Raw genomic sequence first — 22261 nt, 5'->3', positions numbered from 1 at the left:
GCATGACAGCACGGATTCCCCCTGGGCGTCCAGGGACATGACAACGACCCCGGGACTCAACGCGCGTCACACGAGGTCCGGGGGCCACCGTCCGTCCGTCACGGCACCCGCTGCCCCTTCCCCAGCGCGATCACGCCGCCCTTGGAAACGGTGTACAGCTCGGCGTCCCGCTCCGGATTGACGCCGATCGTCGCGCCCGGCGGCACGTCCACGTTCTTGTCCAGCACCGCCCCGCGCACCACCGCGCCCCGGCCGATGTGCACGTTGTCGTGCAGCACCGACCCCTGCACGACCGCTCCGGGGTCGACCACCACACCCGGCGACAGCACGGACCGGGTGACCTGTCCCCGCACCAGACAGCCCGCGCTGACGATCGACTCACTGGCGATGCCGCCGGCGTTGAAACGGGCCGGGGAGAGCTGGGCGGAGTGGGTGTAGAGGGGCCAGTCGCGGTTGTAGAGGTTGAAGGCGGGCCGCTCGGCGATCAGGTCCATGTGGGCGTCGTAGTAGGCGTCGAGGGTGCCGACGTCCCGCCAGTAGCCCTGGTCGCGGGTGGTCTCCCCCGGCACGTGGTTGTCGCTGAAGTCGTACAGCGCGGCCTCTCCCCGGTCGGTGAGCCGCGGCAGGATCGAGCCGCCCATGTCGTGCACGGAGCGCTCGTCCTCGGCGTCCCGGTGCAGGGCCTCGACGAGGGCCTTGGTGGTGAAGACGTAGTTGCCCATCGAGGCGAAGACGCACTCGGGGTCGTCGGCCAGCCCGGGAGGGTCGGCGGGCTTCTCCAGGAAGCCGGCGACGGTCCGGCCGTCGGAGCCCGGGGTGATCACGCCGAAGGACGAGGACTCGCCGCGCGGGACGCGTATCCCGGCGACGGTCACGCCCGCGCCGGACTCGATGTGCTGGGCGAGCATCTGGCGCGGGTCCATCCGGTACACGTGGTCGGCGCCGAAGACCGCGACGTACTCGGGCTGTTCGTCGTGGACCAGGTTCAGCGACTGGAGGATCGCGTCGGCGCTGCCCAGGTACCAGCGCGGGCCCAGGCGCTGCTGGGCGGGGACCGGGGTGACGTAGTTGCCGAGCAGGCTGGACATCCGCCAGGTGGTGGTGATGTGCCGGTCCAGGGAGTGCGACTTGTACTGGGTGAGGACGCAGATCCGCAGGATGTCGCCGTTGACCAGGTTGGACAGCACGAAGTCGACCAGCCGGTACGTGCCGCCGAAGGTGACCGCGGGTTTGGCGCGGTCCGCGGTCAGGGGCATCAGGCGCTTGCCCTCCCCGCCCGCCAGCACGATCCCGAGCACCGAAGGACCTCCACGACGCATGGCCGCTCCCCTCACCCTCGTTCACCCCGGCCGCCCCGGGCGGGGCGGCCTAAGCCTGCTTGAGGATCTCCTCGTAGAGCCGGACGGTGCGACGGGCCACCGCGTCCCAGCCGAACTCCTCCACCGCCCGTGCCCGGCCCGCCTCGCCCATCCGCCGGGCGGCCTCCGGGTCGCCGAGGACGGAGTCCAGGGCCCGGGCGAGACCCGCCTCGAAGTCGCGGTCCCCGTCCCCGGTGTCGTCCTCGTCCTTGTCCTTGGGGACGAGCACTCCCGTCTCACCGTCCGCCACGACCTCGGGGATGCCACCGACCCGGGAGGCCACGACGGGCGTGCCGCAGGCCATCGCCTCCAGGTTCACGATGCCGAGGGGCTCGTACCCGGACGGGCAGACGAAGACGGCCGCGTGCGTCAGCAACTGGATCACGTCGGGGCGCGGCAGCATGCGCGGGATCCAGTGCACGCCCTCGCGGGCCCGGCTCAACGCGGCGAACAGGTCCCGGAACTCCTGGTCGATCTCGGGGGTGTCCGGGGCGCCGGCGCACAGCACGACCTGCGCGGCGGGGTCGATGGCGCGGGCGGCGCGCAGCAGGTGGGGCACGCCCTTCTGGCGGGTGATGCGGCCGACGAACAGGACGTACGGGCGGGAGCGGTCGAGGCCGATCCGGTCGAGGGCGTCGGTGGCGGGGTCGGGCCGGTAGAGGCCGGTGTCGATGCCGTTGTGCACGATGTGGACCCGGTCCGCGGTGATCGCCGGGTAGCAGGCGAGGACGTCCTCGCGCATGGCGCCCGAGACGGCGATCACGGCGTCGGCGGCCTCGACCGCGGTGCGCTCGGCCCAGCTCGACAGCGCGTAACCGCCGCCCAACTGCTCGGCCTTCCAGGGGCGCAGGGGCTCCAGCGAGTGCGCGGTCACCACGTGCGGCACGCCGTACAGGAGTTTGGCGAGGTGGCCGCCGAGGTTGGCGTACCAGGTGTGGGAGTGGACCAGCTCGCGGCCCTGGAGGGCGGCGGTCATGGCGAGGTCCACGGAGAAGGTGCGCAGCGCGTCGTTGGCGCCGTCCAGTGCGGGCCAGGGGCGGTGGCGCAGCACGTCTTCGGTGCGGCCCTCGCCCCAGCAGTGCACGTCCAGGTCGACCAGGCGGCCGAGTTCGCGGGCGAGGAACTCCACGTGGACGCCCGCGCCGCCGTAGACGTCCGGCGGGTACTCGCGGGTCAGCAGTCCCACACGCACCCGGAACCTCCCGTGCTCGGCGGCTGGTTACCTCATGGTCACCCGGACGGGGCGTCTGGGGAAGGGGGCGGGGGCGGCGAGGGCCGGGAAGTCTCGGGCGGCCGGGAGAAGCAGCAGTCGCCGCAGACGCCCGAACCCGGCACGCGGTAGTACAGGCAGCAGCTGCGGCGCCGGAAGGCGGTACCGGTGAGGGTGCCGGTTCCGGCGAGCAGCGGGTGGGCGAGGAGCTCGGCGGTCAGGGCGCGGGCGCGGCCGGCGGTGTCCGTACGGCCGTCGCGGCGGGCCCAGCGGTCCAGTTCCCGGCCGGCGCCCGCGAGCGCGGAGGCGGCGTTGCCCCACAGCAGCCCGGTGGCGACGCGGTACCGGGCGTGCACGGCCGCCGTCAGCGGGACGAGGTGGGCGCGGAGCACGGTGTCGGCGATCGTGCCGGCGTCGCCCGGCAGGGGGCTCACCCCGGAGAGCCACAGGTCGTCGGGGGCGGCGGCGTCGGGGTCGTAGTGGAGCAGCCGCGGGGCGAGGTCCGGGACACGGCCGTGGAGCGCGGCGCACCCCAGCGTCACCGACCACAGGCGGGCGGCGAGGCCCTGCTGGGCGACGGAGGCGGCGACCCGCGTCTCCGGGACGCGGAGCGCGGCGGCGACCTTCCGGACACGGAAGCCGAGCGGGTCCGTCATGAGCCGTGGCCCGCCGGGGCCCGGACTCGGCGGTCCGCCACCGGGGGCGTAGGCGTCCGCGAGGGTGGGCAGCGGCCGGGACGGCGCCGGTCGCGACGCGTGGAGGAGGAAGAAGCCGCCGAGCGGGCGGAGGGCGGTCAGGCCGGGGTCGAGGTCTGGGGTCGGGGCCACAGGGAGCAGTAATATCAGGGCCCTTAGGGGGCCGGGTCAGGGGTCGGGGTCCTCCGGTCGCCCACCCAGGGGAGGACGGCGCCGCCTCCGTACTCCATCGGCAGTATGACCCAATGAGTGCTCAGGGACGACGACGGGAAGCTCCCGGGACGGCATCGTGTTGTCCATGGAAGACGACCGTTCGCCGCGCCGGGCCCAGCGCCCCCGCCTCACGCAGAGGAGCAGCCGATGAGCGCCCTCGCGTTGTCCGTGCTGCTGTCGCTCGTCTCCGCCGTGGCGTACGCGGGCGGAGCGATCGTGCAGGAGCAGGTGGCGGCGTCCTCCCCGGGCGCTCAGTACGCTCCGCTGCGCCGGCCCGGCTGGTGGGCGGCGGTCGCGCTCAACGGCCTCGGCGGACTGCTGCACGTCGTGGCCCTCGCCCTCGGCCCGCTGAGCCTGGTGCAGCCGCTGGGCGCGCTCACCATCGTGTTCGCGCTGCCCATGGCCGCGCTCTTCGTGGGCCGCAAGGCGGGCAGGACGGCCTGGCGGGGCGCGCTCATGGCGACGGTCGGTCTGGCGGGTCTGCTGTCGTTGGTCGGCGCGTCCGACACCCAGTCGCTGGACACGGCACAGCGGGTCTTCACGGCCTCCGTCACCGGCGGGGTGATCGTCGCGCTGATGATCGCCGGCCGGGCCGCGCACCGGCACCCGGCGGTGCGCAGCATCCTGCTGGCCACCGCGTCCGGCATCGCCTTCGGCATGTCCTCGGTCTTCACCAAGACCGTCGCGGTCGACTGGGCGGGCGGGGTGTCGGTCGTCGACGTGCCGTCGCTGGCCGTGATCGGCGTGCTCGCCACGGCCGGCATGCTGCTGTCTCAGGCCTCCTACCGGGGCGCGGGTCTCGCCGCACCACTGGCCACGCTGACGGTCGTGAACCCGGTGGTGGCCGCGGTGGTCGGCATCACGATGTTCGGCGAGACGTTCCGGTACGGCACGACCGGCACGGTGCTCGCCCTGAGCTGCGGTGTGGTGGCCGCGGGCGGGCTGATCCTGCTGACGACGGAGCGGATCGCGCGGGAGGCCGCGGAGGCGGGAGCCGGTCAGGCCGGGATCGCGCCGGCCGGGGCGGAGGCGGCGCCGCTCCCGGCAGGGGACGATCTCGCTGTGGACGGGGCCGGGCCGCGCGTCGCTCCGCTGCCCGAGAAGGTGTTCCTGCCCGGCCCGGTGGCGGCACAGGGTACGGAAACGGTGCCCGCCGAGAAGCCGTACGACGTCCCGGGACCGGCCCGGAGCATCCTCCCCGAGCTCGTCCCGCAACTCTCGTACGGCCCCGTCCACGGTGGCGCGTTCGTCCCGCCGCCCGTGCTCGACCGGCACCGGGTGCGGATCAGATCCTGACCCCGCCGGCCCTCAGATACGCCACCGGGTCGACGTCCGAGCCGAAACCGGGCCCCGTCCGCACCTCGAAGTGCAGATGCGGGCCCGTGCTGTTGCCGGTGGAGCCCGAGCGGCCGATCCGCTGGCCGGCGCCCACGGACTGGCCGTCCTTCACGGAGATCGCCGAGAGGTGGGCGTACTGCGAGAAGCGGCCGTCGTCGTGCCGGACGACCACCTGGTAGCCGTAGGAATCGCCCCACCCCGCGCTGACCACCCGGCCCGCCGCGACCGACTTGACCGAGGTGCCGGTGGGCACGGGGAAGTCGACGCCGGTGTGGTAGCCCTTCGACCAGGAGGATCCCGCCTGCCGGTAGGGCGTGCCGGTGGAGGCGTCGACGGGGGCGACGACGGCTTGGCGGGTGGTGGTCTTGGCGGGCTTGGCGCGCTTCTCGGTGCCGCTGTCGGGGGACGACTTCTCGGGTTGCCGCTTCTGCTCTCGCTTCTGCTTCTGCTCTTGCTTCTGCTTCTGTTCTTGCCTCGGCTGTTGCTTCTGTTTCTGCTGCTGCCCGGGTCCGCCGCGGAGCGCGAGGCGCTGGCCCGGCATGATCACGTCGGGGTCCGCTCCGATCTCGGCGCGGTTGGCCTCGTACAGTCCGTGCCAGCCACCGCGCACCCGCTGGGCGTCGGCGATGCCGGACAGGGTGTCGCCGGTGACCACCGTGTACATCCGGCCCTTGCCCGCCCGGGACTGTGGCGTGGTCTGGGGCTTGACGTCCTTCACCGAGTCGGACTTCGCGGGCCCGGACTTCCCGGAGGACGGACGGATGTCGGGCGCGGCACCGTCCCGGGTCAGTCCCGCCCGCTGGGAGCACACCGGCCAGGCGCCCGGGCCCTGCCCGTCCAGCACCTTCTCGGCGACGGCGATCTGCTGGTCCTTGGTGGCCAGGTCCGCGCGCGGGGCGTAGTCGGTGCCGCCGAACGCCTCCCAGGTGGACTGGGTGAACTGCAACCCGCCGTAGTAGCCGTTACCGGTGTTGATGTCCCAGTCGTTGGTGGACTCGCAGGCGGCGACCTTGTCCCAGGTCTCCACGTCGGCCGCGTGTGCCGTGCCGGTGCCGACGAGCGGGAGCGCCAGGCCCGCGCCGCCCGCGGTGACGGTCAGGGAGGCGCGGTTGATCCTGTTCGGCTGATACCGGCGGTGCCGGCCGCGTACGGCCATGGAGGTCCCCCTCGACATTGCGTCAGGAGGGGCAAAAGTAAGCGCCGGTAACAGGCCATGACAAGACGGCAATCGGCCGGTTGGCCATATCAAGTGGCGTGGAACGCACGGTCGTCGAGGCGGCCCAGGCCTCCGAGATCGTACTTACACGAGAAACTTTCCTCAAGAAAGTTGAAACTTTGTCCTTGACGGGTCGAAAGTAGACGCCTTAGCGTCCAACCGACTTGTTCCGCACGGGCTTTCACCTGGTTTCATCCCAGACCGAAGGAGTTCTCGGTGCGTATCAGACGGTTCGCCACCTTCGTGGGGGCGGCAACGCTGGCAGGGGCCGTCGGGCTCCTTCCACTGTCCCCGGCCCAAGCCGCGAAATCGGACCCAGCGCCGCCGGATCCGGCGGCCTTCCAGAAGGTCACCCTCAACGACCGTCCGGGCGAGCCCATGGCCCTCGCCGTCCTGCCCGACTCGCGGGTGCTGCACACCGCGCGTACGGGAGAGGTCCGGATCCACGATCCGAAGAGCGGCGTGAACTTCCTCGCCGCCGACATGAAGAAGAGCCCGGCGGGTCTCTACCAGCACGACGAGGAGGGCGTCCAGGGGATCGCCGTAGACCCCGGCTTCCGCAAGAACCACTGGGTCTACCTGTACTACTCGCCCCGCCTCGACACCCCCATGGACGACCCGGACACCCCCGGCGTCAACGAGGGCGACGCTCCGGAGTACGGCACGGCCGCGGACTTCGCCGAGTACAAGGGTGTCACCCGGCTGTCGCGGTTCAAGCTCGAGGGCAACAAGCTCGCCTTCGACACCGAGCAGAAAATCCTCGACGTGCCGGCCGACCGCGGCATCTGCTGCCACGTCGGCGGCAAGATCGACTTCGACCGAAAGGGCAACCTGTTCCTTTCGACCGGTGACGACTCCAACCCGTTCGCCTCGGACGGCTACGCCCCGCTCGACGACAGCGCCGACCGCAACCCGGCCTTCGACTCGCGGCGCACCTCGGGCAACACCAACGACCTTCGCGGCAAGGTCCTGCGCATCAAGGTCAAGCGGGACGGCAGCTACGTGGTGCCGCGCGGCAACCTCTTCAAGCCGGGCACCCCGAAGACCCGTCCCGAGATCTACGCCATGGGACTGCGCAACCCCTTCCGCTTCGGGGTGGACGACAAGACCGGTGACGTCTACGTCGGCGACTACTCGCCCGACGCCAACGAGGCGAACCCCGACCGCGGCCCGGCCGGCCACGGCCGCTGGATGGTCATCGACCGACCCGCCAACTACGGCTGGCCGTTCTGCGTGACCCGGGACATGCCGTACCAGGACTACGACTTCGCCACCGAGAAGTCGAACGGCGCCTTCGACTGCGCGAAGCCGGTCAACGACTCGCGCCACAACACCGGTCTGAGCAAGCTGCCGCCGGTCACGGACGCGGAGATCGTCTACGGCTACGGCGCGTCCGAGGAGTTCCCGGAGCTCGGCACGGGCGGCATCGGCCCCATGGGCGGCCCCGTGTACGACTACGACAAGCGGAACAGGGCCCAGAACCGCTGGCCCGAGTACTTCGACGGGAAGCCGCTCTTCTACGAGTGGACCCGCGACCAGATGAAGGCCATCACCCTCGGCAAGAGGAACGAGGTCGAGAAGATCGAGGACGCGATCCCCTCGATCAAGACCGACGGCCCGATCGACGCCGAGTTCGGTCCGGACGGCGCGCTGTACGTCCTGGAGTACGGCACCGGGTACTTCGCGGAGCTGCCCGAGGCCCAGCTGTCCCGCATCGACTACACGCGCGGCAACCGCACCCCGGAGCCCAAGGTCGCCGCGGACGTCGTCAACGGCACCAGCCCGCTGACGGTCCAGTTCTCCAGCGCCGGCACGAAGGACGCCGACGGTGACGCCCTCAGCTACGCCTGGGACTTCGACGCCGACGGCAAGGTGGACTCCAGGGAGGCGAACCCGGAGCACACGTTCACCGACAACGCCGTCTTCGACGCCACGCTGAAGGTCACCGACAGCACCGGCCGCTCGGCCTCCGCCTCGGTTCCGGTCGTCGTCGGCAACAAGGCGCCGGTCGTCTCGCTGACGACCGACCCGTCCCCGCACGGCGGCACGGAGTTCCACTGGGGTGACACGGTGACGTGGGAGGTCACCGTCACCGACGACCAGCCGGTGGACTGCTCAAAGGTCAGTGTCTCGTTCATCCTCGGCCACGACACGCACGGACACCCGCTGTCCACGAGCACCGGCTGCTCCGGATCGTTCGAAACGTTCGTGGACGGCGGCCACGCCGGTGCGGACAACCTGCGGGCGGTCTTCAACGCCAGCTACAAGGACACGCCCCCGGACGGCCTGCCGGCCCTCTCGGGCAGCGACGAGGTCGCACTGGTCCCGGCCGACTGACCGACCGGACGCACAGCCCGCCGACCGGCGCGGCACGCACGGCGACGGGGGCGCCACCCACTGAGGTGGCGCCCCCGTCGCCGTTCCGGAAACAGGGACGGGGACGGGGACGAATCACGACACCCCGGCATTCCCCGTCCTGGCCCCCGTCCGCCGACTAGTCTCAAAAGCCAGGGTGCCCGACAACCGATCGAAAGAGGTCCGGATGAAGACCAGCCAAGCCGCCAACATCGGTGTCGTGGGGCTGGCGGTGATGGGCTCGAACCTGGCGCGCAACCTCGCCTCCCGCGAGGGCAACGTCGTCGCCGTCCACAACCGCACCTACGCCCGCACCGAGAGCCTCGTCGCCGAGCACCCGGAGGCGGGCTTCATCGCCGGCAAGTCGATCGACGACTTCGTCGCCTCGCTGGCCAAGCCCCGCACCGCCGTCATCATGGTGCAGGCGGGCGCGGGCACGGACGCCGTCATCGACCAGCTCGCCGAGCGGTTCGAGCCGGGCGACATCATCGTCGACGGCGGCAACGCCAACTTCCAGGACACCATCGCCCGGGAGAAGCGGATCGCCCCCACCGGCATCCACTTCGTCGGCGTCGGGATCTCCGGCGGCGAGGAAGGCGCGCTGAAGGGCCCGTCGATCATGCCGGGCGGCTCGGAGGAGGCCTACCGGACCCTCGGGCCCGTCCTCGCCTCGATCGCCGCGGTCGTCTCGGGCGAGCCCTGTGTCACGCACGTGGGCGCCGACGGCGCCGGTCACTTCGTCAAGATGATCCACAACGGTATCGAGTACGCCGACATGCAGCTGATCGGCGAGGCCTACGATCTGCTGCGCACGGTGGGCGGTCTGCGGCCGGACGCCATCGCCGACGTCTTCGCCGAGTGGAACCGGGGTCCGCTCGAGTCGTACCTCGTCGAGATCACCGCCGAGATCCTGCGCCATGTCGACGAGGCCACGGGTCAGCCGTTCGTGGACGTCGTGCTGGACCAGGCCGGTTCCAAGGGCACCGGCGTGTGGACCGTGCAGAACGCCCTCGACCTGGGCGTGCCGGTGGGCGGGATCGCGGAGGCCGTCTTCGCGCGGGCGGTTTCCGGGAAGGCCGAGCAGCGTGCCGCGGTGCGCCGGCTGACCGCCGGCTCCCGGCCGCAGGTCCAGCAGGCCTCCCCCTCGTTCGCCGAGGACGTGGCCGCGGCTCTCTACGCCTCGAAGATCGTCGCGTACGCGCAGGGCTTCGACGCCATCACCGCGGGCGCGGACAAGTACGGCTGGGACATCCACAAGGATCGGATCGCCAAGATCTGGCGCGGCGGGTGCATCATCCGGGCACGGTTCCTCGACCGCATCGCCCAGGCGTACACCGAGCACCCGGACATCACCACGCTGCTCGAAGCCCCGTACTTCGCGCAGGCCGTCGCCGACGGCGAGGCCGCCTGGCGGCGCGTGGTCTCCACCGCCGCCCTGTCCGGCGTGCCCGTACCGGGCTTCAGTTCCGCGCTCAGCTACTACGACTCGCTCGCCGCCGAGCGCCTGCCCGCCGCGCTCGTCCAAGGGCAGCGGGACTTCTTCGGCGCGCACACCTACCGGCGCACCGACAGAAGCGGCGTCTTCCACACGCTGTGGTCCCGCGACCGGTCCGAGACCGAGACCGGCGAGAACGGTCACTAGCCTCTCCTGCGGTCTCCGCACGGTTCAGGTCAGCGGTGGTCCCGGTTCCGGGTTGGGCACCGGCTCCGGCCCCGGCGGGATCGGTGACGGGGAGGGCTCGGGCGGGCCCGGGTGCGGGGGCGGCGGGGTCGGCTGCGGGCCGGGGCCCGGGGGCTGGGGCGTGGGTTCCGGACCGGGGCCCGGCGGCGGAGGCGGCGGGGTCGGCTCCGGGCCGGGGGCCGGAGGCCGGGCCGGGTCCGGGGGCGGCTGCGGGGGTTCCGGGTCGGGGCCCGGGGTGGGTCCGGGCGGGACGGGATCCGGATACGGGTTCGTCATGGCACTGTCCTCCGGCCAGTCGGTCGACGTCGGCTCTGGACTTGTCCCCCGCCTACCCGGGGGCCGCCTCCCCAGTCACTCCCCCGCGTGACGGGACAGACCCAGGTGGCCCGGCCGGCATCACCCGGTCCCCGCTGCCGCCGCCCCGGCCGCCAGTCCCGGCGCGGGACTGGCCAGCACCGGAACCGCGGTCCGCGTCGCCTCCCGGGCCGGTGCCATGGATGCCTGGGCCAGGACGATCACGTCGGCGCCGGTGACGGCATCGGCCGCCTCGGCCACGAGCCGCAGGTAGCCCACGGTGTCACCGGCCTCGGACCGCGGCCACGCACCATCGACGAGGCGTACCCGTACCTCGACGGAACGTCCGGCGCGCCGGGCCTCCTCCTCGATCAACGCGGTCGTCGGCGCGAGCGTGCTCTCCAGGGCGGCGAGAACGACGACACGCGGACCGGCGGCCACCGCGTCGGCGGCCATCGGCCGGTCGACCCGCAGCACCCGCACCCCGACCTCGGCCGCGGCCGCCTCGGCGACGCCGCCGATGGTCGAGCAGGTGCACACGACGGCCCGCGCCCCCTCCGCGACGGCCCGCCGCAGCACCGCCCGGACGGCTCCGGCCACCGCCTCCGGACCCTCCTGCCGCGCCCGGCCCAGCAAACCGGCATCGACGTGATGCCTCAGCTCCAGACCCGGGTGCGCCTCGTCCCGCAGGGAGTCGAAGAGGGGAACGTGCACGGGCGAGGTGTGCAGCAGCGCCAGCATGCGCACTCCCCTTCTCCGTACTGCTCCGTACTCTCTGTCCGCGTCAGAACCGCTCCGGATGCGCCACCAGCCACTCCTTCGCCGCGCGCAGCAGCTCGGGGCCGGCAGCGGGAGCCTGGTCCGGGTGCCGCTCGGCCCACTTCACGACGTAGGGGCACAGCGGGGCCACGACGACGCCCTCGCGCCGGGCGGCGGCGTACAGCTCGCGCGCCAGCGAACCCGCGATGCCCTGCCCCTCGTGGGCAGGCTCGACGACGGTGTGCACGGGGACGAGGGCGCGCTCGGGGGCGTCCAGGACGAAGTACTCGATGCGGCCAACGACCTCGCCGCCACCGATCGCCTCCAGGCGGCCGGCCGCCCGGTCGTCACGGATCTCGATCTCGCTCATGGCCACGCTCCTCGTCCGTGCGGGTCGGGTACGTCAGGCCGGCACGGCCTGGGGGCTGCGTTCCTGGTCCGACCCCGGCACCGGCTCGGACGCGTCGGCGCCCAGGGCGACGATACGGTTGTCCGCGTCCACGTGCACCACCCGCGGCCGCAAGGACCGCGCCTCGGCATCGGTGACCTGGGCGTAGCTGATGAGGATCACCAGGTCGCCGGGGTGGACGAGGTGAGCCGCGGCCCCGTTGATCCCGATCACCCCGGACCCCCGCTCGCCCTCGATGACGTAGGTCTCCAGCCGGGCCCCGTTGGTGATGTCCACGATGTGCACGAGCTCGCCGGGCAGCAGATCGGCGGCGTCCAGCAGGTCGGCGTCGATGGTCACCGAGCCGACGTAGTGCAGGTCGGCCTGGGTGACGGTGGCGCGGTGGATCTTGGACTTGAACATGGTGCGCAGCATGTCGAACTCCTGTAAGACGGCTCCCTGCCTGCTTTTTGCAGGTCAAGGGCGGTCTTCACTGTACACGCGGCACACTTCGGGCTTGCGGGCTGTGAGGAACGTCGCTGCGCTCCGACAGGAAGGCGGCCTGCCGTTCACTGGACCAGTTCGATGTGGGGGTGGGAGGGGTCGGCCGGGCAGCCGTGGAGCTGGAGGTTGGAACCGCGGGCCGTCCCGATCAGGGTGAAGTTCGCGGGCGGGGTGCCGGGGAGGAGCGGAGTCGGGTTCGTCCTCTCCTCCTCGGGGGCCCAGCTCTCGCTGCCGGCGTCCCATTCGAGGGTTGCGACGGTGAGGAGCGGGAGCGCCTCGGTGCCGCACTCCGGGCAGCTGCGGGGCGCGGGGTCGGTCAGGCTCCAGCGCGACCAGCCACCGGTCTTCCAGCCGGGCGAAGTGGACAGGTCGTTGTCGTAGGACTCCTGCGGGGCGGCGGGACAGGAGCCGTCCCACCGGATCGGGTCGCCCAGCTCCTGCCGCAGCTTCTGGTCCAGCTCCCCGAAGGCGGGGTACTCCGTGACCCGCTCCGGTGCCAGCACGGACGGCTCCGGGAGGTAGCCCTGAGACTTGATCGCGGGCGGTTCGGGCGGTGCGTCGAGGATGTCGGTGACGGTGCCTGCGGAGCGCCAGAAGACCGCGGTACGGGGGTGGGTGGGGTGGTCGAAGGGGCACCACAGGACCTGGAGGAGGTCGGCCCCGGGCGGGGTGAACGGGAGGGGGACGTCGCGGGTGTACAGCTGGGCGACGGGGAGCAGGGGGACCGGGCCCTCGGGCCAGGTGCGGCCCTGGAGGATCCGCTTCTCGGTGGCCAGTTCCTCGGGCGTGGGACGGGAGGCCGGGGGGCCGAGGTGCCGCCGGCTTGCCACCGCCGCTTGGATGCGGCGCAGGAGCCGGATGTCCTCGGGGGACAGGACTCTGCGCGTCGCACCCCTCGCGTGTGGTTCCGCGCAGTGCGGCCACGGCTCGTCGGCGGGCCACAGCAGCGGCCCGCCGACGGAACTGTCGTGCGCCGTCGGCGACCCCGGCCGCGGATGCAGCCGGGTCGCCGTGCGCGTCAGCGGGGCCAGTTGAGGGAAGCGCGCGGCCACGTCGACCGGCCGCGGCGGGGTGGTGAAGCTCAAGCGCGCTCCCGGCATGCTCGTCACTGCACCAGTTCGATGTGGGGGTGGGAGGGGTCGGCCGGGCAGGCGTGGAGTTGGAGGTTGTTGCCGCCGCCGATGTCGATCAGCGTGAAGTTGCTGTCGTGCGCACCTAGGCGACGCGGGGTCGGGTTCGCCCGTTCCTCCTCGGGGACCCAGGTCACGCTGCCGCCGTCCCATTCCCAGGAGGCAATGGTGAGGAGTGGGACCTCCTCGGTGCCGCACTCGGGGCAGGGGAGGTCACGGGGATCGGTGACCATCCAGTGAGACCAGCCGCCGGTCTTCCAGCCGGGGGCGTGGCAGAGGTTGGTCAAGTACAACTCCTGCGGGTCGTCCGCGTACGAGCTGTACAGCGCCGGGTCGACCGTCTCCCAGCGGCTCATGTCCTCCATCTGGTCGCTCAGCTCTTCGTCCAGCTCCAGGGGGCCGGGGAACTCGGTGACCTGCTCCGGTGAGAGCAGGCACGGCTCCGGGAGGTAGTCGGCGAGCTGGATGACCGGCGGCTCGGGCGGCGCGTCGAGCACCTCGGTGACGGTGGCGGAGGAGCGCCAGAAGAGGGATGTCCGGGGGTGGGGCATCTCGTGGTCGAAGGGGCACCACAGGACCTGGAGGAGGTCCGCGCCGGGCGGGCACGGGAACGGGACGTCGCGGGCGTACAGCTGGGCCACGGGCAGGAGGGCGACCGGGCCGTCGAACCACGGACGGCCCGCCCGGATCCGCTCTGCCGTCTCCAGTTCCTCAGGGGTCCACTCGGGGGCCTGAGGGTCGCGGCGCAGCCGCTCGGTAGCCTCCGCGCGGTCGCGACGCAGGAGCCGGACGTCGTCCGGCGCGTGGACCACCGGCGCCGCGCGCCTGTCGTGCGGTCCTTCGCAGTACGGCCACGGCTCGTCGGCGGGCCACAGCAGCGGCCCGCCGACGGAGCTGTCGTGCACGGTCGGCGACCCCGGCCGCGGGTGCAGCCGGGTCGCCGTGCGCGCCAGCGGGGCCAGTTGAGGGAAGAGCGCAGTCACGTCGAGTGGCCGCGGCGGGGTGGTGAAACTCATTCGGGCTCCCGTTGGCGCGTGCTTCGGAGAACGGTCGATCAGTTGCCGAGGTTGTGCTGCAGGGTGTTCGCCCTGGTGTTCGGAACGTAGACGTTGGGGAAGAGCTCCTCGGTCGCTCCGTTCGCCCGCTGGATATTAGCGTTCATGGTGACCCCCACCGGGATGGTGCTGTTGGCGTCCTTGTAGACGGGTGTCACCTGGTAGAAGATCGCGTCGTTCGCTCCGAGACCGGGTGTGGTGCCCTTGATCAGCTTCTCCGCCATGTTCTCGTAGGTCCGCATACTGGGCGTGCCCGTGTTCATCCCCACCTGCCAGCACGGGACGAGGTTGAACTTGGTCACCGCAGACGTCCCCTTGCCGCCGAGGACTTTCGCGATGAGATGACACCGGGCCAGCGTGTCGGTGAACCCGTTCGCCGTCTTGTACGCCTCCGCATCCTTCCAGCCGGTGATGTACTTCTGGGTTCCGGTGCCCTCCTTGGTGTTCTTCCCCAGGCAGGCCTGCGCCTGGGTGGGCCGCTGCCCGGACCCGTCCGCCGGGGCGGTCTTGTTGATGAGCGGAACCGCCTCGGTGGTGTTCTTGAACCAGCCGTCGCCGTTGGGAAGCGAGCCGGCCGGAGGGGGGTCGTTCAGGCAGCTGGCCTGCGGGCCGGTGTCCGGCGTCGAGATCGTCAGCTCGAACTGGTCGGCGTCGACCACCCGCTGGTCCTTGAAGCCGTCGGCGAGCTGCGCGTCGGCGAACTGCTGCTCGGCGGGCGTGACATGGGCCTGCACGCAGGGAGCGGCGGGGTCCACGTTGGTGCTGTCGTTGAAGACGTACGTGTCCCATTCCCCGTTGCCGAGATTGGGGATCACCTCGACGCACTGCGCGCCCGCGGCACCGCCCTCCTTCGCCTCACCGAAGGGGAAGTCGGCGCAGGTGTCGTTGGCGACCAGCTCCGGCTGGGCCGTGAAGCCGCCGCAGGTGGCGGCGGTGCGGTTGGCCACACCGTTCGTCGACCGGGTCAGGGGGCTGCCCTTCTTCCCCCAGGCGCCGTTGAGATTGTTCTGGGCCCAGCCGTACGCGGCCACGGCACCGCCCGGGTCGGCACTCGTCGCCTTCATCGGCACGACGGCCATGACGGAGGGGACGGCACAGCCCGCCACCGAAGTGCCGCCGACCGCGTCGTCGCACCTGATCTGACCCGGGTTCCTCCACGACGCGTTCGGGTCGGTCGGCGCCGCGCCCGGGGACGTCACGTACATCACGTAGGACGTGTGGAAGGAAGCGGAGGAGCCCGTCGTCTGGGGCGAGGAGTAGCCGACGTCGCCGGTCAGGGTCTTGCCGAGGGTGATGTCGCCGTTCCACCACGGGGCGGTGTCGGTGGCCGTGCAGCCGGCGTCGCAGGACGCGCGGAACTTGACGTTCAGGGCGGTGACATCGCGAGAGGCGCTCGTCATCGTGACGGTGACCCGCTCGCTCCAGGTCGTGGCGGTCGGGGACAGGTCGGCGCCGGTCGACACCGCCAGGGTGCCGCGACCGATCTCCACGCCCCTGCTGTCGCGCAGGATGTACGTGACGTTGATGCCGGTCACGCAGTACGAGAAGCGCTCGTAGCTGTAGCTTCCGGGGTTGGTGAGGTCGCAGCTGCCGACGGGATCGGTCGCGGCGGTGGAGGAGGGGGAGGCGGCGGGGCCGCTGCTCCGGGTCTTCGCCTTGGCGGGGGCGGGGGCGATCGTCACACAGGACTCGACGGCACCCGCACGGCGCTCCTTGGAGCCGCGCGCGGTGGGGGTGCACTGCTCACCGGAACCGGCCACGAACGCGCTGGTCCGGGTGGCGTCGGTGGTCTGCGCGCCGGAGGCAGCGGACTCGGTGGCGGACGCGGCGGCGGCCGGCGCGGGCGGCTCGGCCGCCTGGCTCGTCGCGGCCGTGGTGAGGCCGAGGGTCAGGGCGGTGACGACGCCCAGGACGGTGGAGCGGGCGCGTCTCCTGGTGGCGCGCCCGCCACGTATTCCATGCACGAGGGCAGGACCTTTCCGTGAGAGGAGTGAGAGGAGTGAGAGGGCCGAGGGCGCCGCCTGCTCGCGGCGCCCCCGGAAGGCGAACGGCGGGATCAGGCCACCAGGTCGTAGAGGTCGCTCAGACCCTTCGTGGCGCTGGCGACCAGGTCCTCACCGGTGTCGGTGATCTTGCTGACGACGGGCTTGACGATGCCGCCGCCGAGCGCCTTGTCGGCGGCGCCGACCCATTTGTAGGCGCCGAAGGAGACCAGGCTCAGGCCGGTGCCGACGGCGGACTCCCAGAAGGCGCCGCTGGTGAAGCCGTGCTCGATGCCCGTGAAGAGGCTGCTGAGGGCTCCTGCGCCCGCGGAGACACCGGCGAAGAAGCCGGCCGCGGCGAGGGCCGGCGGGAAGACGATGGCGGCGAGGGCGCAGCCGGCCGACAGGAACGCGGCGCCGGTGCTGATCACGCCGGCGGCGTCCGCGTAGAACTGGGCGTCGTTCCACCACTCGTCGGCGTCGCCGTCGGCGGTGCCGTTCGGGTTGACCTGGTTGTTCTTCTCGTTGTCGGCCGGGTTCTGGTTGGCTTCGCGCTGCTCCTTGGCCTTGAGCGCGGCCGCCTTGGCCTTCGCGATCTCCTCGGCCCGCTTCTTGTCGGCGGCGATCTGCTTGGCCTCGGCGTAGGCGCGGGCGGCGGCCTGCGCGTCGGCGGAGGCGGCGAGTTCGGCGGCGCGGGCCGAGGCGGCGGAGCGCTGGGCCTCGGCGGAGGAGGCGAGGGCCGCGCGCGCCGAGTCGACGGCCTTGTTGGCCGAGTAGTTGGCGGAGCGGGCGGCGCCGCGGGCGGTGGCGGCGGCGTTCTTCGCCGTGGCGGCGGAGGCCCGGGCGTCGGCGGCCGACTTGTCGGCGGCGTTGGCGTTGTCGCGGGCCTGCTGGGCGTAGTCGTCGGCCTTGGCGGCGGCGTCGAGCGCCTTCTGCGCCCACTGCTGGGCCTCGGTGGCGGCGTTGCGGGCGTCGGCGGCGGCCTTCGAGGCGAGTGCCGCGTCCTCCTGCGCCTTCTGCGCGACCTTCGCGGCGGCGGCGATGGCCCCGCGGACCGCGGCGACGTGGGTGGCGGTGTCGAAGTCGAGCTGGGCCGTGCGGTACTGGACCACGGTGATGAAGTTGCGCAGCATCCACTGCGGTCCTTCGAGCGCGACCTCCGCGTAGGACCTGGTGTAGGCGCCGCCGGTCCTGATCAGCTCGTTGGCCCGGACCTGGTCGTCCTCCTTGACGGCCAGCGGGTAGGCGCTGTCGAAGAAGTGGTTGAGGGATACGGTGGTGTTCTTGTCGAGGGCGTCGTTGGCGGCCGCGGTGACGGCCCTGCCCGCCCCCTCGGCGATGATCCTGTTGATGGCGACGCGCAGGTCCTCGTCCGAGGCCCGCTTCATGCCGCCGGTGAGGAAGTCACCGACGGCCTTGGAGTCGGTGCTCTCCAGCGCGGCGGCGGCGGCCGCGGCCACCTTCGGTCCGCCGATCGTCGCCACGTGCAGGGTGGTCTCGCGGTCGTCCTGCGTCGCGGCGAGCGCCCGGTCGAGGTCGATCCAGGAGAAGACGTCGTCGTCGGAGCCGGCGAGGGCGTGCTGGGCGGCCTGCCGGGTGTGGGCGCCACGCGCGTCCATCAGGGCGACCGCGGCCTTCCGGCCCAGGGTCGCGGCGAGCGGCAGGTCGCCGGAGTACAGGGCCTGCTCCGCCTTGGCGATGAGGTCCTTGGTCGCCTGGGTGGTGCGCTCCGCCATCAGCCGCTTCTCGCGGACGTCGGAGAGCTCGGCCTGCTCGATGGCGGCGAGCTGCTGGACCTCCTCGATGGCCTGCTGTTTGTCCTGCTCGATGGTCTGCGCCTCGGCGGCGCGGGCGTTCTTCTCCACCTCGACGGCGTCACTGACGGCCTTGGTGGCGACGTTGGCGGCCTTCACGGCCTCCGCGGCGTGGGCGGTCGACTTGTTGGCGTAGTCGACGGCCTGGCCGGCGTACTTCACGGCCTCCTCGGCGGCGTCGGCGGCCTTGTCGGCGTGATTGGCGGCGGAGTTGGCGGCGTCGCGCGCGGTGCGGGCCGCCTTGGCGGCGGCGCTCGCCAGTGCCTGGGCGGCGGAGGCGGCGTTCGTGGCGCGGTTGGCGGCGCTGGTGGCGATGGCGGCCTGACGCTTGGCCTCGTCGGCCTCCGCCTGGGCGGCACCGGCGGACACGGCGGCCTGGGCGGCGGCGCTCGCGGCGGCGGCCGAGTTGCGGGCGGCGGAGGCGGCGGCCAGGCCGGCGGCCGAGGAGGCGTCGCCGGCGAGGGCGGCCTTCTCGGCGGCCGCGGCGGCGCTGCGGGCCTTGTCGGCGGCGTTGCGGGCGGCGATCGCGGCGTTCTTCGCGCTCTCCGCCTTGCCGGCGTCCTTGGAGGCGGCGATCGCGGCGTTGTAGGCGCGGGCGGCGGCGTTGCCCGCCTTCGCGGCGGCCTGGGCGGCGCCGGCGGCCGCCCAGGAGGCGCGGCGGGAGGCCGTCACGGCGGCGTTGGAGGCGTTGACGGCGTTCCGGGCGGCGTCGGCCGCGCCCTTCGCCGCGCCGGCCGCCTTGCGGGCGGCGGCCGCCGACTTCTGCACGTCGCTCTGCGCGGCGGCGGCTTCGGCGGCGGCCTTCTCGGCGGCCTCCTTGGCCTTGGTGGCGGCGGTCTCGGCGCGGGCCCCGGCCTCGATGGCCAGGTTCGTCTGGCGCTCGGCGCGCCTGCCCTCACGCTGGACGACGGCCACCAGTTCCTCGATGGTCGCCGACTCCTGGTCGCGGGCGCGCGCGATGTGCTGGCCGGTCTCGATGAACCACTCGACGTCCTTCGCGGAGCCGCTGAGCGCGCGGTCCGCGTACTTCTGCACCTCCGGGCCGCCGTTCATCAGCATGGCGCTGACCTGGACCCGCGTGTCCTCCAGCCGCGCGTCGTACTGTCCGTCGCTGAGGAAGGTGACGAGGGACGCCTCGGTGCCGGCGTCCAGCGCGGCGTTGGCCTCACGCACCACGGCCCGGTCGCCGCTGGACGCGACGATGCTGGTGGCGACCCGGAAGTCCTCCAGCATGGCGGGGGCGAAGCCCGACGAGAGGAAGCCGGCTATCGCTTCGTCGCCGTTGTCCAGGGCGGCGACGGCCTCGCGGCGCAGGCCCCTGCCCGCGCGGTCCAGGCTGCTGACGATCGCGACCCGGTTGTCCTGCACGGTCTGCTGCGGCAGCGTCTCGGCCAGGAAGGTCTGAATCTCGGTGTCGGTCCCGTAGAGGGCCGTGGTGGCGGCGGCCTTGACGCCCCTGCCGCCGGACAGCCACGCGCGGACCGCCTTGGCGCGGTCGGTGGCCGGCAGCGGCACCGGGTCGGCGCCGGCCGTCTCGGCGGCCGCCGCGGTGGCCGGCCGCAGGACCGAGGGAGTCGCGGCGACAGCGGTCGCCGCCGCGAGTGCGCCGAGGACGCGGCGTCTGCTCCAGAATGCCGTCTGCATAGGGGACTTGCCCTTCTACGAAAGATGCGGTGACGTGTCGGATTTCGCGCCGTACCGGACAGCGGATCCGTGGATCGATGCCCGCCACAATTTCCGAACAGTAGCAACGCAGTGATCATTCAGGGCGAGTTGCGGCTGGCGCGGCACCAACAACATGTGTTTCACCGCTGTTTGACGTCTCGTCACCTTTTTCCCGAAATCATGTCGTCGACCCGCGCCGCCTCGCCTCGGCGTGACGCAGGTCACGGAACGCTTGCTGCCAATGTCCGGATACGGGCGGTTCAGGGCGCTGGACGCGGATGCGTCACCATGTTGGGATGCCAGGGCCGACGACGATCATCGGCGTTCGACCAGTGCGTCGCGAAGGCGTGCCAGTGGCACGCGAGGGGGGTCCATTTCGCATGTGCGGACTTCCCTTTTTCGCGACCGGTTTCACGACCGGTGGTTTTCAAATCCGGGCGGTCGCTTCGAGATTAGGGATACGATGAAGGAAACCAGCACCAACGTCGGAAAGTCGCGGAGAATGCGGCTCACGGTTCGGGTACTCGGCACCGCCGCGGCCGGCGGCGCGCTGGCCTGGATCGCGGTGGCCGGCGGTGTGCCGGGCGGAGGCACGGGCGCCGAAGAGACGGCCGACGCCCCCGCGCTGATCGCGGAGGAGGCCCCCGGCTACGCCGTGGAGGACTTCAACTACCCCGGGGCCGACAAGATCCTGGCCGAGCAGAACATCGTTCTGAAGCGGGGCGACGGCCACATCACGCTCGCCGACTGCGCCCCGGGGACCGGGCAGTTGGAACTACTGGCCCGTGACAGGGGCAGCAAGATCTGCTTCAACACCGTCGGCAGCGAGGGCTGGCTGACCCTGGAGATCCCCGCCGTCTTCTCGATCAAGGGAAATGACTACTCCACGACGGTCGACATGACCGTCGGCACCGAGGAGAAGTCCTACGAGATCGACAAGAACACCTGGACGCCGGTGGGCGAAAGCGCGGACCCGGAGGGTCGCGACCACATGCTCGTGGAGATCCGGGTCACCAAGTAGTCACTTCGACGTCGGCCTTCGAGACCCGGTCGTGGTCTCGAAGGCCGACGCGTCGTCCTGCGTGCCGAAGCCCCGGCGGGCTCAGTCGAGACAGAACTCGTTGCCCTCGATGTCCTGCATCACGATGCACGACTCGTTTTCCTCATCGGCGACCATCGTTCGCACGTGTACCGCGCCGAGCGCGACCAGTCGTGCGCATTCGGCCTCCAGGGTGGCGAGGCGCTCCTCCCCGACGAGTCCGATGCCGGCCCGCACGTCGAGGTGCACCCGGTTCTTGACGACCTTGCCTTCGGGGACACGCTGGAAGAGCAGGCGCGGGCCCGCCCCGGAGGGGTCACTGCACGCGAAGTAGGGGTCCTGGTCCTCGGGCGGCAGCGAGTCGTGGTAGTCCTCCCAGGTGGCGAACCCCTCCGGGGACGGCGGTACGACGTAGCCCAGCACCTCGCACCAGAAGCCGGCGAGTCGCACGGGTTCCGCGCAGTCGAAGGTGACTTGGATCTCCCTGATCGATGACATCGGCGCACCATAGCAGGGGGCTCCGCGGTTCAGGGGGCGAGGCTCCTCAAGGCCGCCGCGAGTGTGGCGATGGCCGCGGGGTTGCGCGGGCTCTCGACGAGGTCGACGTAGTCGAGGACGACGATCCGGTCGTTCTTGACGGCGGAGACGTTCGCGAGGGGCTGGTAGGACTTGAGGAACCTCCGCTTCTGTTCGGCGGTGGTGTCCCCGTAGTCGTTGATCACGATGACCTCGGGGTCGCGGGCGACGACCGTCTCCCAGCCCACGGCGGTCCAGCTGTCCTCGAGGTCCTTCATGACGTGGTCGCCGCCGGCCTTGGTGATGATGTCGTGGGGCCCGGCGTAGGCACCCGACGTGAGCGGCTTGTCCTCGCCGCTGTCGTAGAGGAACACCCGCGGCCGGTCGGCGCCCTTGGGTGCCTTCGCCTGTGCTTCGGCCACCTGCTCGCGGAACGAGGTGATGAGCTTTTCGGCCCGGTCCTCGACGTCGAACACCTTCCCCAGGTTCCGCAGGTCCGTGTAGAGCGCGTCGAGCGGCGCCATCACGCCGCGCGCCTTGCCCTGTCCGTTGCGGCACGACTCGCTGAGCAGGTAGGAGTCGATGCCCACCTTGCGCAGTGCGTCGGGCGTGAATCCCTCGCCCTCGCTGAAACCGTAGTTCCAGCCGGCGAAGACCAGGTCGGCGCGGGCGTCGAGGACCAGTTCCTTGTTGATCCGCTCCTTCGACAGCCACTTGGTCTTCCGGTACCCGTCCTTCCACGGCACGGCCGTGAGGTCGCCCTTGTCGTCGGGCATGACGTATCCGGCCATGTGGTCCGCCAGGCCGAGGGCGAACATGATCTCGGTGATGCCCACGTCGTTGGTGACCACGCGCCGCGGGGCCCGGTCGAAGGTGCGCTTCTCGCCGCAGTTCTCGACCGTGACCGGGTAGTGGCCGCCGGACCGCCCGGCGTCGTCCGTCTTCCCCTCCGGTGACGAGATGTCCGCCCCGCAGCCGGTGGCGGCGAGGACCAGGACGACGGCGAGGGCGGCGGGGCGTACGAGGTTCGGCATGGGGTGGTGACTCCT

General features: G+C 71.9%; 17 protein-coding genes. 4 read left to right on the top strand and 13 right to left on the bottom strand.

The annotated features are described in order from the left end of the window. Positions 1–98: 98 nt before the first annotated feature. Genes glgC through AMK11_RS18220 form a run of 3 tightly spaced genes read right to left on the bottom strand, consistent with a single transcriptional unit; the run spans position 99 to position 3395 of the window. Positions 99–1319, bottom strand: coding sequence for a glucose-1-phosphate adenylyltransferase (gene glgC / locus AMK11_RS18230; protein ID WP_073728401.1), 1221 nt, complete (start codon positions 1317–1319; stop codon positions 99–101). Between the two features lie 49 nt (positions 1320–1368). After that, a complete protein-coding gene (glgA, locus tag AMK11_RS18225; protein WP_073728399.1) occupies positions 1369–2550 on the bottom strand; it encodes a glycogen synthase in 1182 nt (393 codons plus the stop codon). A 38-nt stretch (positions 2551–2588) separates the two neighbouring features. Then, a complete protein-coding gene (locus AMK11_RS18220; RefSeq protein ID WP_241847016.1) occupies positions 2589–3395 on the bottom strand; it encodes a (2Fe-2S)-binding protein in 807 nt (268 codons plus the stop codon). Positions 3396–3623: 228 nt separating this feature from the next. On the opposite strand from AMK11_RS18220, the gene AMK11_RS18215 reads away from it, so the two are divergent. Beyond that, the gene (locus AMK11_RS18215; RefSeq protein WP_073728395.1) at positions 3624–4772 is read left to right on the top strand and encodes a DMT family transporter; all 1149 of its coding nucleotides are present in this window, start codon (positions 3624–3626) and stop codon (positions 4770–4772) included. Here AMK11_RS18215 and AMK11_RS18210 read toward each other — a convergent pair. Next, positions 4762–5970 (bottom strand): transglycosylase family protein, encoded by a 1209-nt coding sequence (locus AMK11_RS18210; RefSeq protein ID WP_073728393.1) that lies wholly within the window; start codon positions 5968–5970, stop codon positions 4762–4764. The two genes, AMK11_RS18215 and AMK11_RS18210, sit on opposite strands and share 11 nt — an antisense overlap. 276 nt (positions 5971–6246) lie before the next feature. Here AMK11_RS18210 and AMK11_RS18205 point away from each other — a divergent pair, with 276 nt between their 5' ends. After that, on the top strand, positions 6247–8367 hold the full coding sequence (locus AMK11_RS18205; protein ID WP_073728391.1) for a PQQ-dependent sugar dehydrogenase: 2121 nt from the start codon (positions 6247–6249) through the stop codon (positions 8365–8367). Between the two features lie 205 nt (positions 8368–8572). Further along, positions 8573–10027 carry an NADP-dependent phosphogluconate dehydrogenase gene (gndA, locus tag AMK11_RS18200; protein WP_073728389.1) on the top strand — a complete coding sequence of 485 codons (1455 nt, stop codon included), beginning with the start codon at positions 8573–8575 and terminating at the stop codon, positions 10025–10027. Positions 10028–10462: 435 nt separating this feature from the next. Here the strand turns inward: gndA and AMK11_RS18195 are convergent, their stop codons facing one another. The 7 genes from AMK11_RS18195 to AMK11_RS18165 all read right to left on the bottom strand — a co-directional run bounded on the left by AMK11_RS18195 (position 10463) and on the right by AMK11_RS18165 (position 19636). Beyond that, positions 10463–11101: an aspartate/glutamate racemase family protein gene (locus AMK11_RS18195; protein WP_073729032.1), complete on the bottom strand. Its 639-nt coding sequence runs from the start codon at positions 11099–11101 to the stop codon at positions 10463–10465. 43 nt (positions 11102–11144) lie between these two features. After that, complete coding sequence (locus AMK11_RS18190; RefSeq protein ID WP_073728387.1) at positions 11145–11489, bottom strand: GNAT family N-acetyltransferase; 345 nt, start codon at positions 11487–11489, stop codon at positions 11145–11147. A 33-nt stretch (positions 11490–11522) separates the two neighbouring features. Continuing rightward, positions 11523–11942 carry an aspartate 1-decarboxylase gene (gene panD, locus AMK11_RS18185; protein WP_073728385.1) on the bottom strand — a complete coding sequence of 140 codons (420 nt, stop codon included), beginning with the start codon at positions 11940–11942 and terminating at the stop codon, positions 11523–11525. Between the two features lie 134 nt (positions 11943–12076). Next, positions 12077–13096, bottom strand: a complete 1020-nt coding sequence (locus AMK11_RS18180) for a hypothetical protein (protein ID WP_073728384.1) — start codon at positions 13094–13096, stop codon at positions 12077–12079. A gap of 20 nt (positions 13097–13116) precedes the next feature. Beyond that, entirely contained in the window at positions 13117–14157 is a 1041-nt protein-coding gene (locus AMK11_RS18175) for a hypothetical protein (RefSeq protein WP_073728382.1), read from the bottom strand. 38 nt (positions 14158–14195) lie between these two features. Next, positions 14196–16160: a DNA/RNA non-specific endonuclease gene (locus tag AMK11_RS18170; RefSeq protein WP_198941398.1), complete on the bottom strand. Its 1965-nt coding sequence runs from the start codon at positions 16158–16160 to the stop codon at positions 14196–14198. A gap of 92 nt (positions 16161–16252) precedes the next feature. Then, positions 16253–19636: an ALF repeat-containing protein gene (locus AMK11_RS18165; protein ID WP_198941397.1), complete on the bottom strand. Its 3384-nt coding sequence runs from the start codon at positions 19634–19636 to the stop codon at positions 16253–16255. Between the two features lie 523 nt (positions 19637–20159). On the opposite strand from AMK11_RS18165, the gene AMK11_RS18160 reads away from it, so the two are divergent. Beyond that, the gene (locus AMK11_RS18160) at positions 20160–20678 is read left to right on the top strand and encodes a hypothetical protein (RefSeq protein ID WP_198941396.1); all 519 of its coding nucleotides are present in this window, start codon (positions 20160–20162) and stop codon (positions 20676–20678) included. Positions 20679–20759: 81 nt separating this feature from the next. Here the strand turns inward: AMK11_RS18160 and AMK11_RS18155 are convergent, their stop codons facing one another. Both AMK11_RS18155 and AMK11_RS18150 read right to left on the bottom strand, forming a co-directional pair. Continuing rightward, positions 20760–21194: a VOC family protein gene (locus AMK11_RS18155; RefSeq protein WP_073728380.1), complete on the bottom strand. Its 435-nt coding sequence runs from the start codon at positions 21192–21194 to the stop codon at positions 20760–20762. 29 nt (positions 21195–21223) lie between these two features. Beyond that, positions 21224–22246, bottom strand: a complete 1023-nt coding sequence (locus AMK11_RS18150) for an ABC transporter substrate-binding protein (RefSeq protein ID WP_073728378.1) — start codon at positions 22244–22246, stop codon at positions 21224–21226. Positions 22247–22261: the final 15 nt, after the last annotated feature.

Origin of the sequence: Streptomyces sp. CB02414, assembly GCF_001905385.1 — a bacterium.
Taxonomy (GTDB): Bacteria; Actinomycetota; Actinomycetes; order Streptomycetales; family Streptomycetaceae; genus Streptomyces.
This window is presented reverse-complemented; position numbering and strand designations above follow the sequence as displayed.

Excerpts from the sequence above, each read along its gene's own strand:
- AMK11_RS18150 (WP_073728378.1), bottom strand. The coding sequence starts at position 22,246 with ATGCCGAACCTCGTACGCCCCGCCGCCCTCGCCGTCGTCCTGGTCCTC.
- panD (WP_073728385.1), bottom strand. The coding sequence starts at position 11,942 with ATGCTGCGCACCATGTTCAAGTCCAAGATCCACCGCGCCACCGTCACC.
- AMK11_RS18215 (WP_073728395.1), top strand. The coding sequence starts at position 3,624 with ATGAGCGCCCTCGCGTTGTCCGTGCTGCTGTCGCTCGTCTCCGCCGTG.
- AMK11_RS18175 (WP_073728382.1), bottom strand. The coding sequence starts at position 14,157 with ATGAGTTTCACCACCCCGCCGCGGCCACTCGACGTGACTGCGCTCTTC.
- AMK11_RS18195 (WP_073729032.1), bottom strand. The coding sequence starts at position 11,101 with ATGCTGGCGCTGCTGCACACCTCGCCCGTGCACGTTCCCCTCTTCGAC.
- AMK11_RS18160 (WP_198941396.1), top strand. The coding sequence starts at position 20,160 with ATGCGGCTCACGGTTCGGGTACTCGGCACCGCCGCGGCCGGCGGCGCG.
- AMK11_RS18155 (WP_073728380.1), bottom strand. The coding sequence starts at position 21,194 with ATGTCATCGATCAGGGAGATCCAAGTCACCTTCGACTGCGCGGAACCC.
- AMK11_RS18165 (WP_198941397.1), bottom strand. The coding sequence starts at position 19,636 with ATGCAGACGGCATTCTGGAGCAGACGCCGCGTCCTCGGCGCACTCGCG.
- glgC (WP_073728401.1), bottom strand. The coding sequence starts at position 1,319 with ATGCGTCGTGGAGGTCCTTCGGTGCTCGGGATCGTGCTGGCGGGCGGG.
- AMK11_RS18210 (WP_073728393.1), bottom strand. The coding sequence starts at position 5,970 with ATGGCCGTACGCGGCCGGCACCGCCGGTATCAGCCGAACAGGATCAAC.
- gndA (WP_073728389.1), top strand. The coding sequence starts at position 8,573 with ATGAAGACCAGCCAAGCCGCCAACATCGGTGTCGTGGGGCTGGCGGTG.
- AMK11_RS18190 (WP_073728387.1), bottom strand. The coding sequence starts at position 11,489 with ATGAGCGAGATCGAGATCCGTGACGACCGGGCGGCCGGCCGCCTGGAG.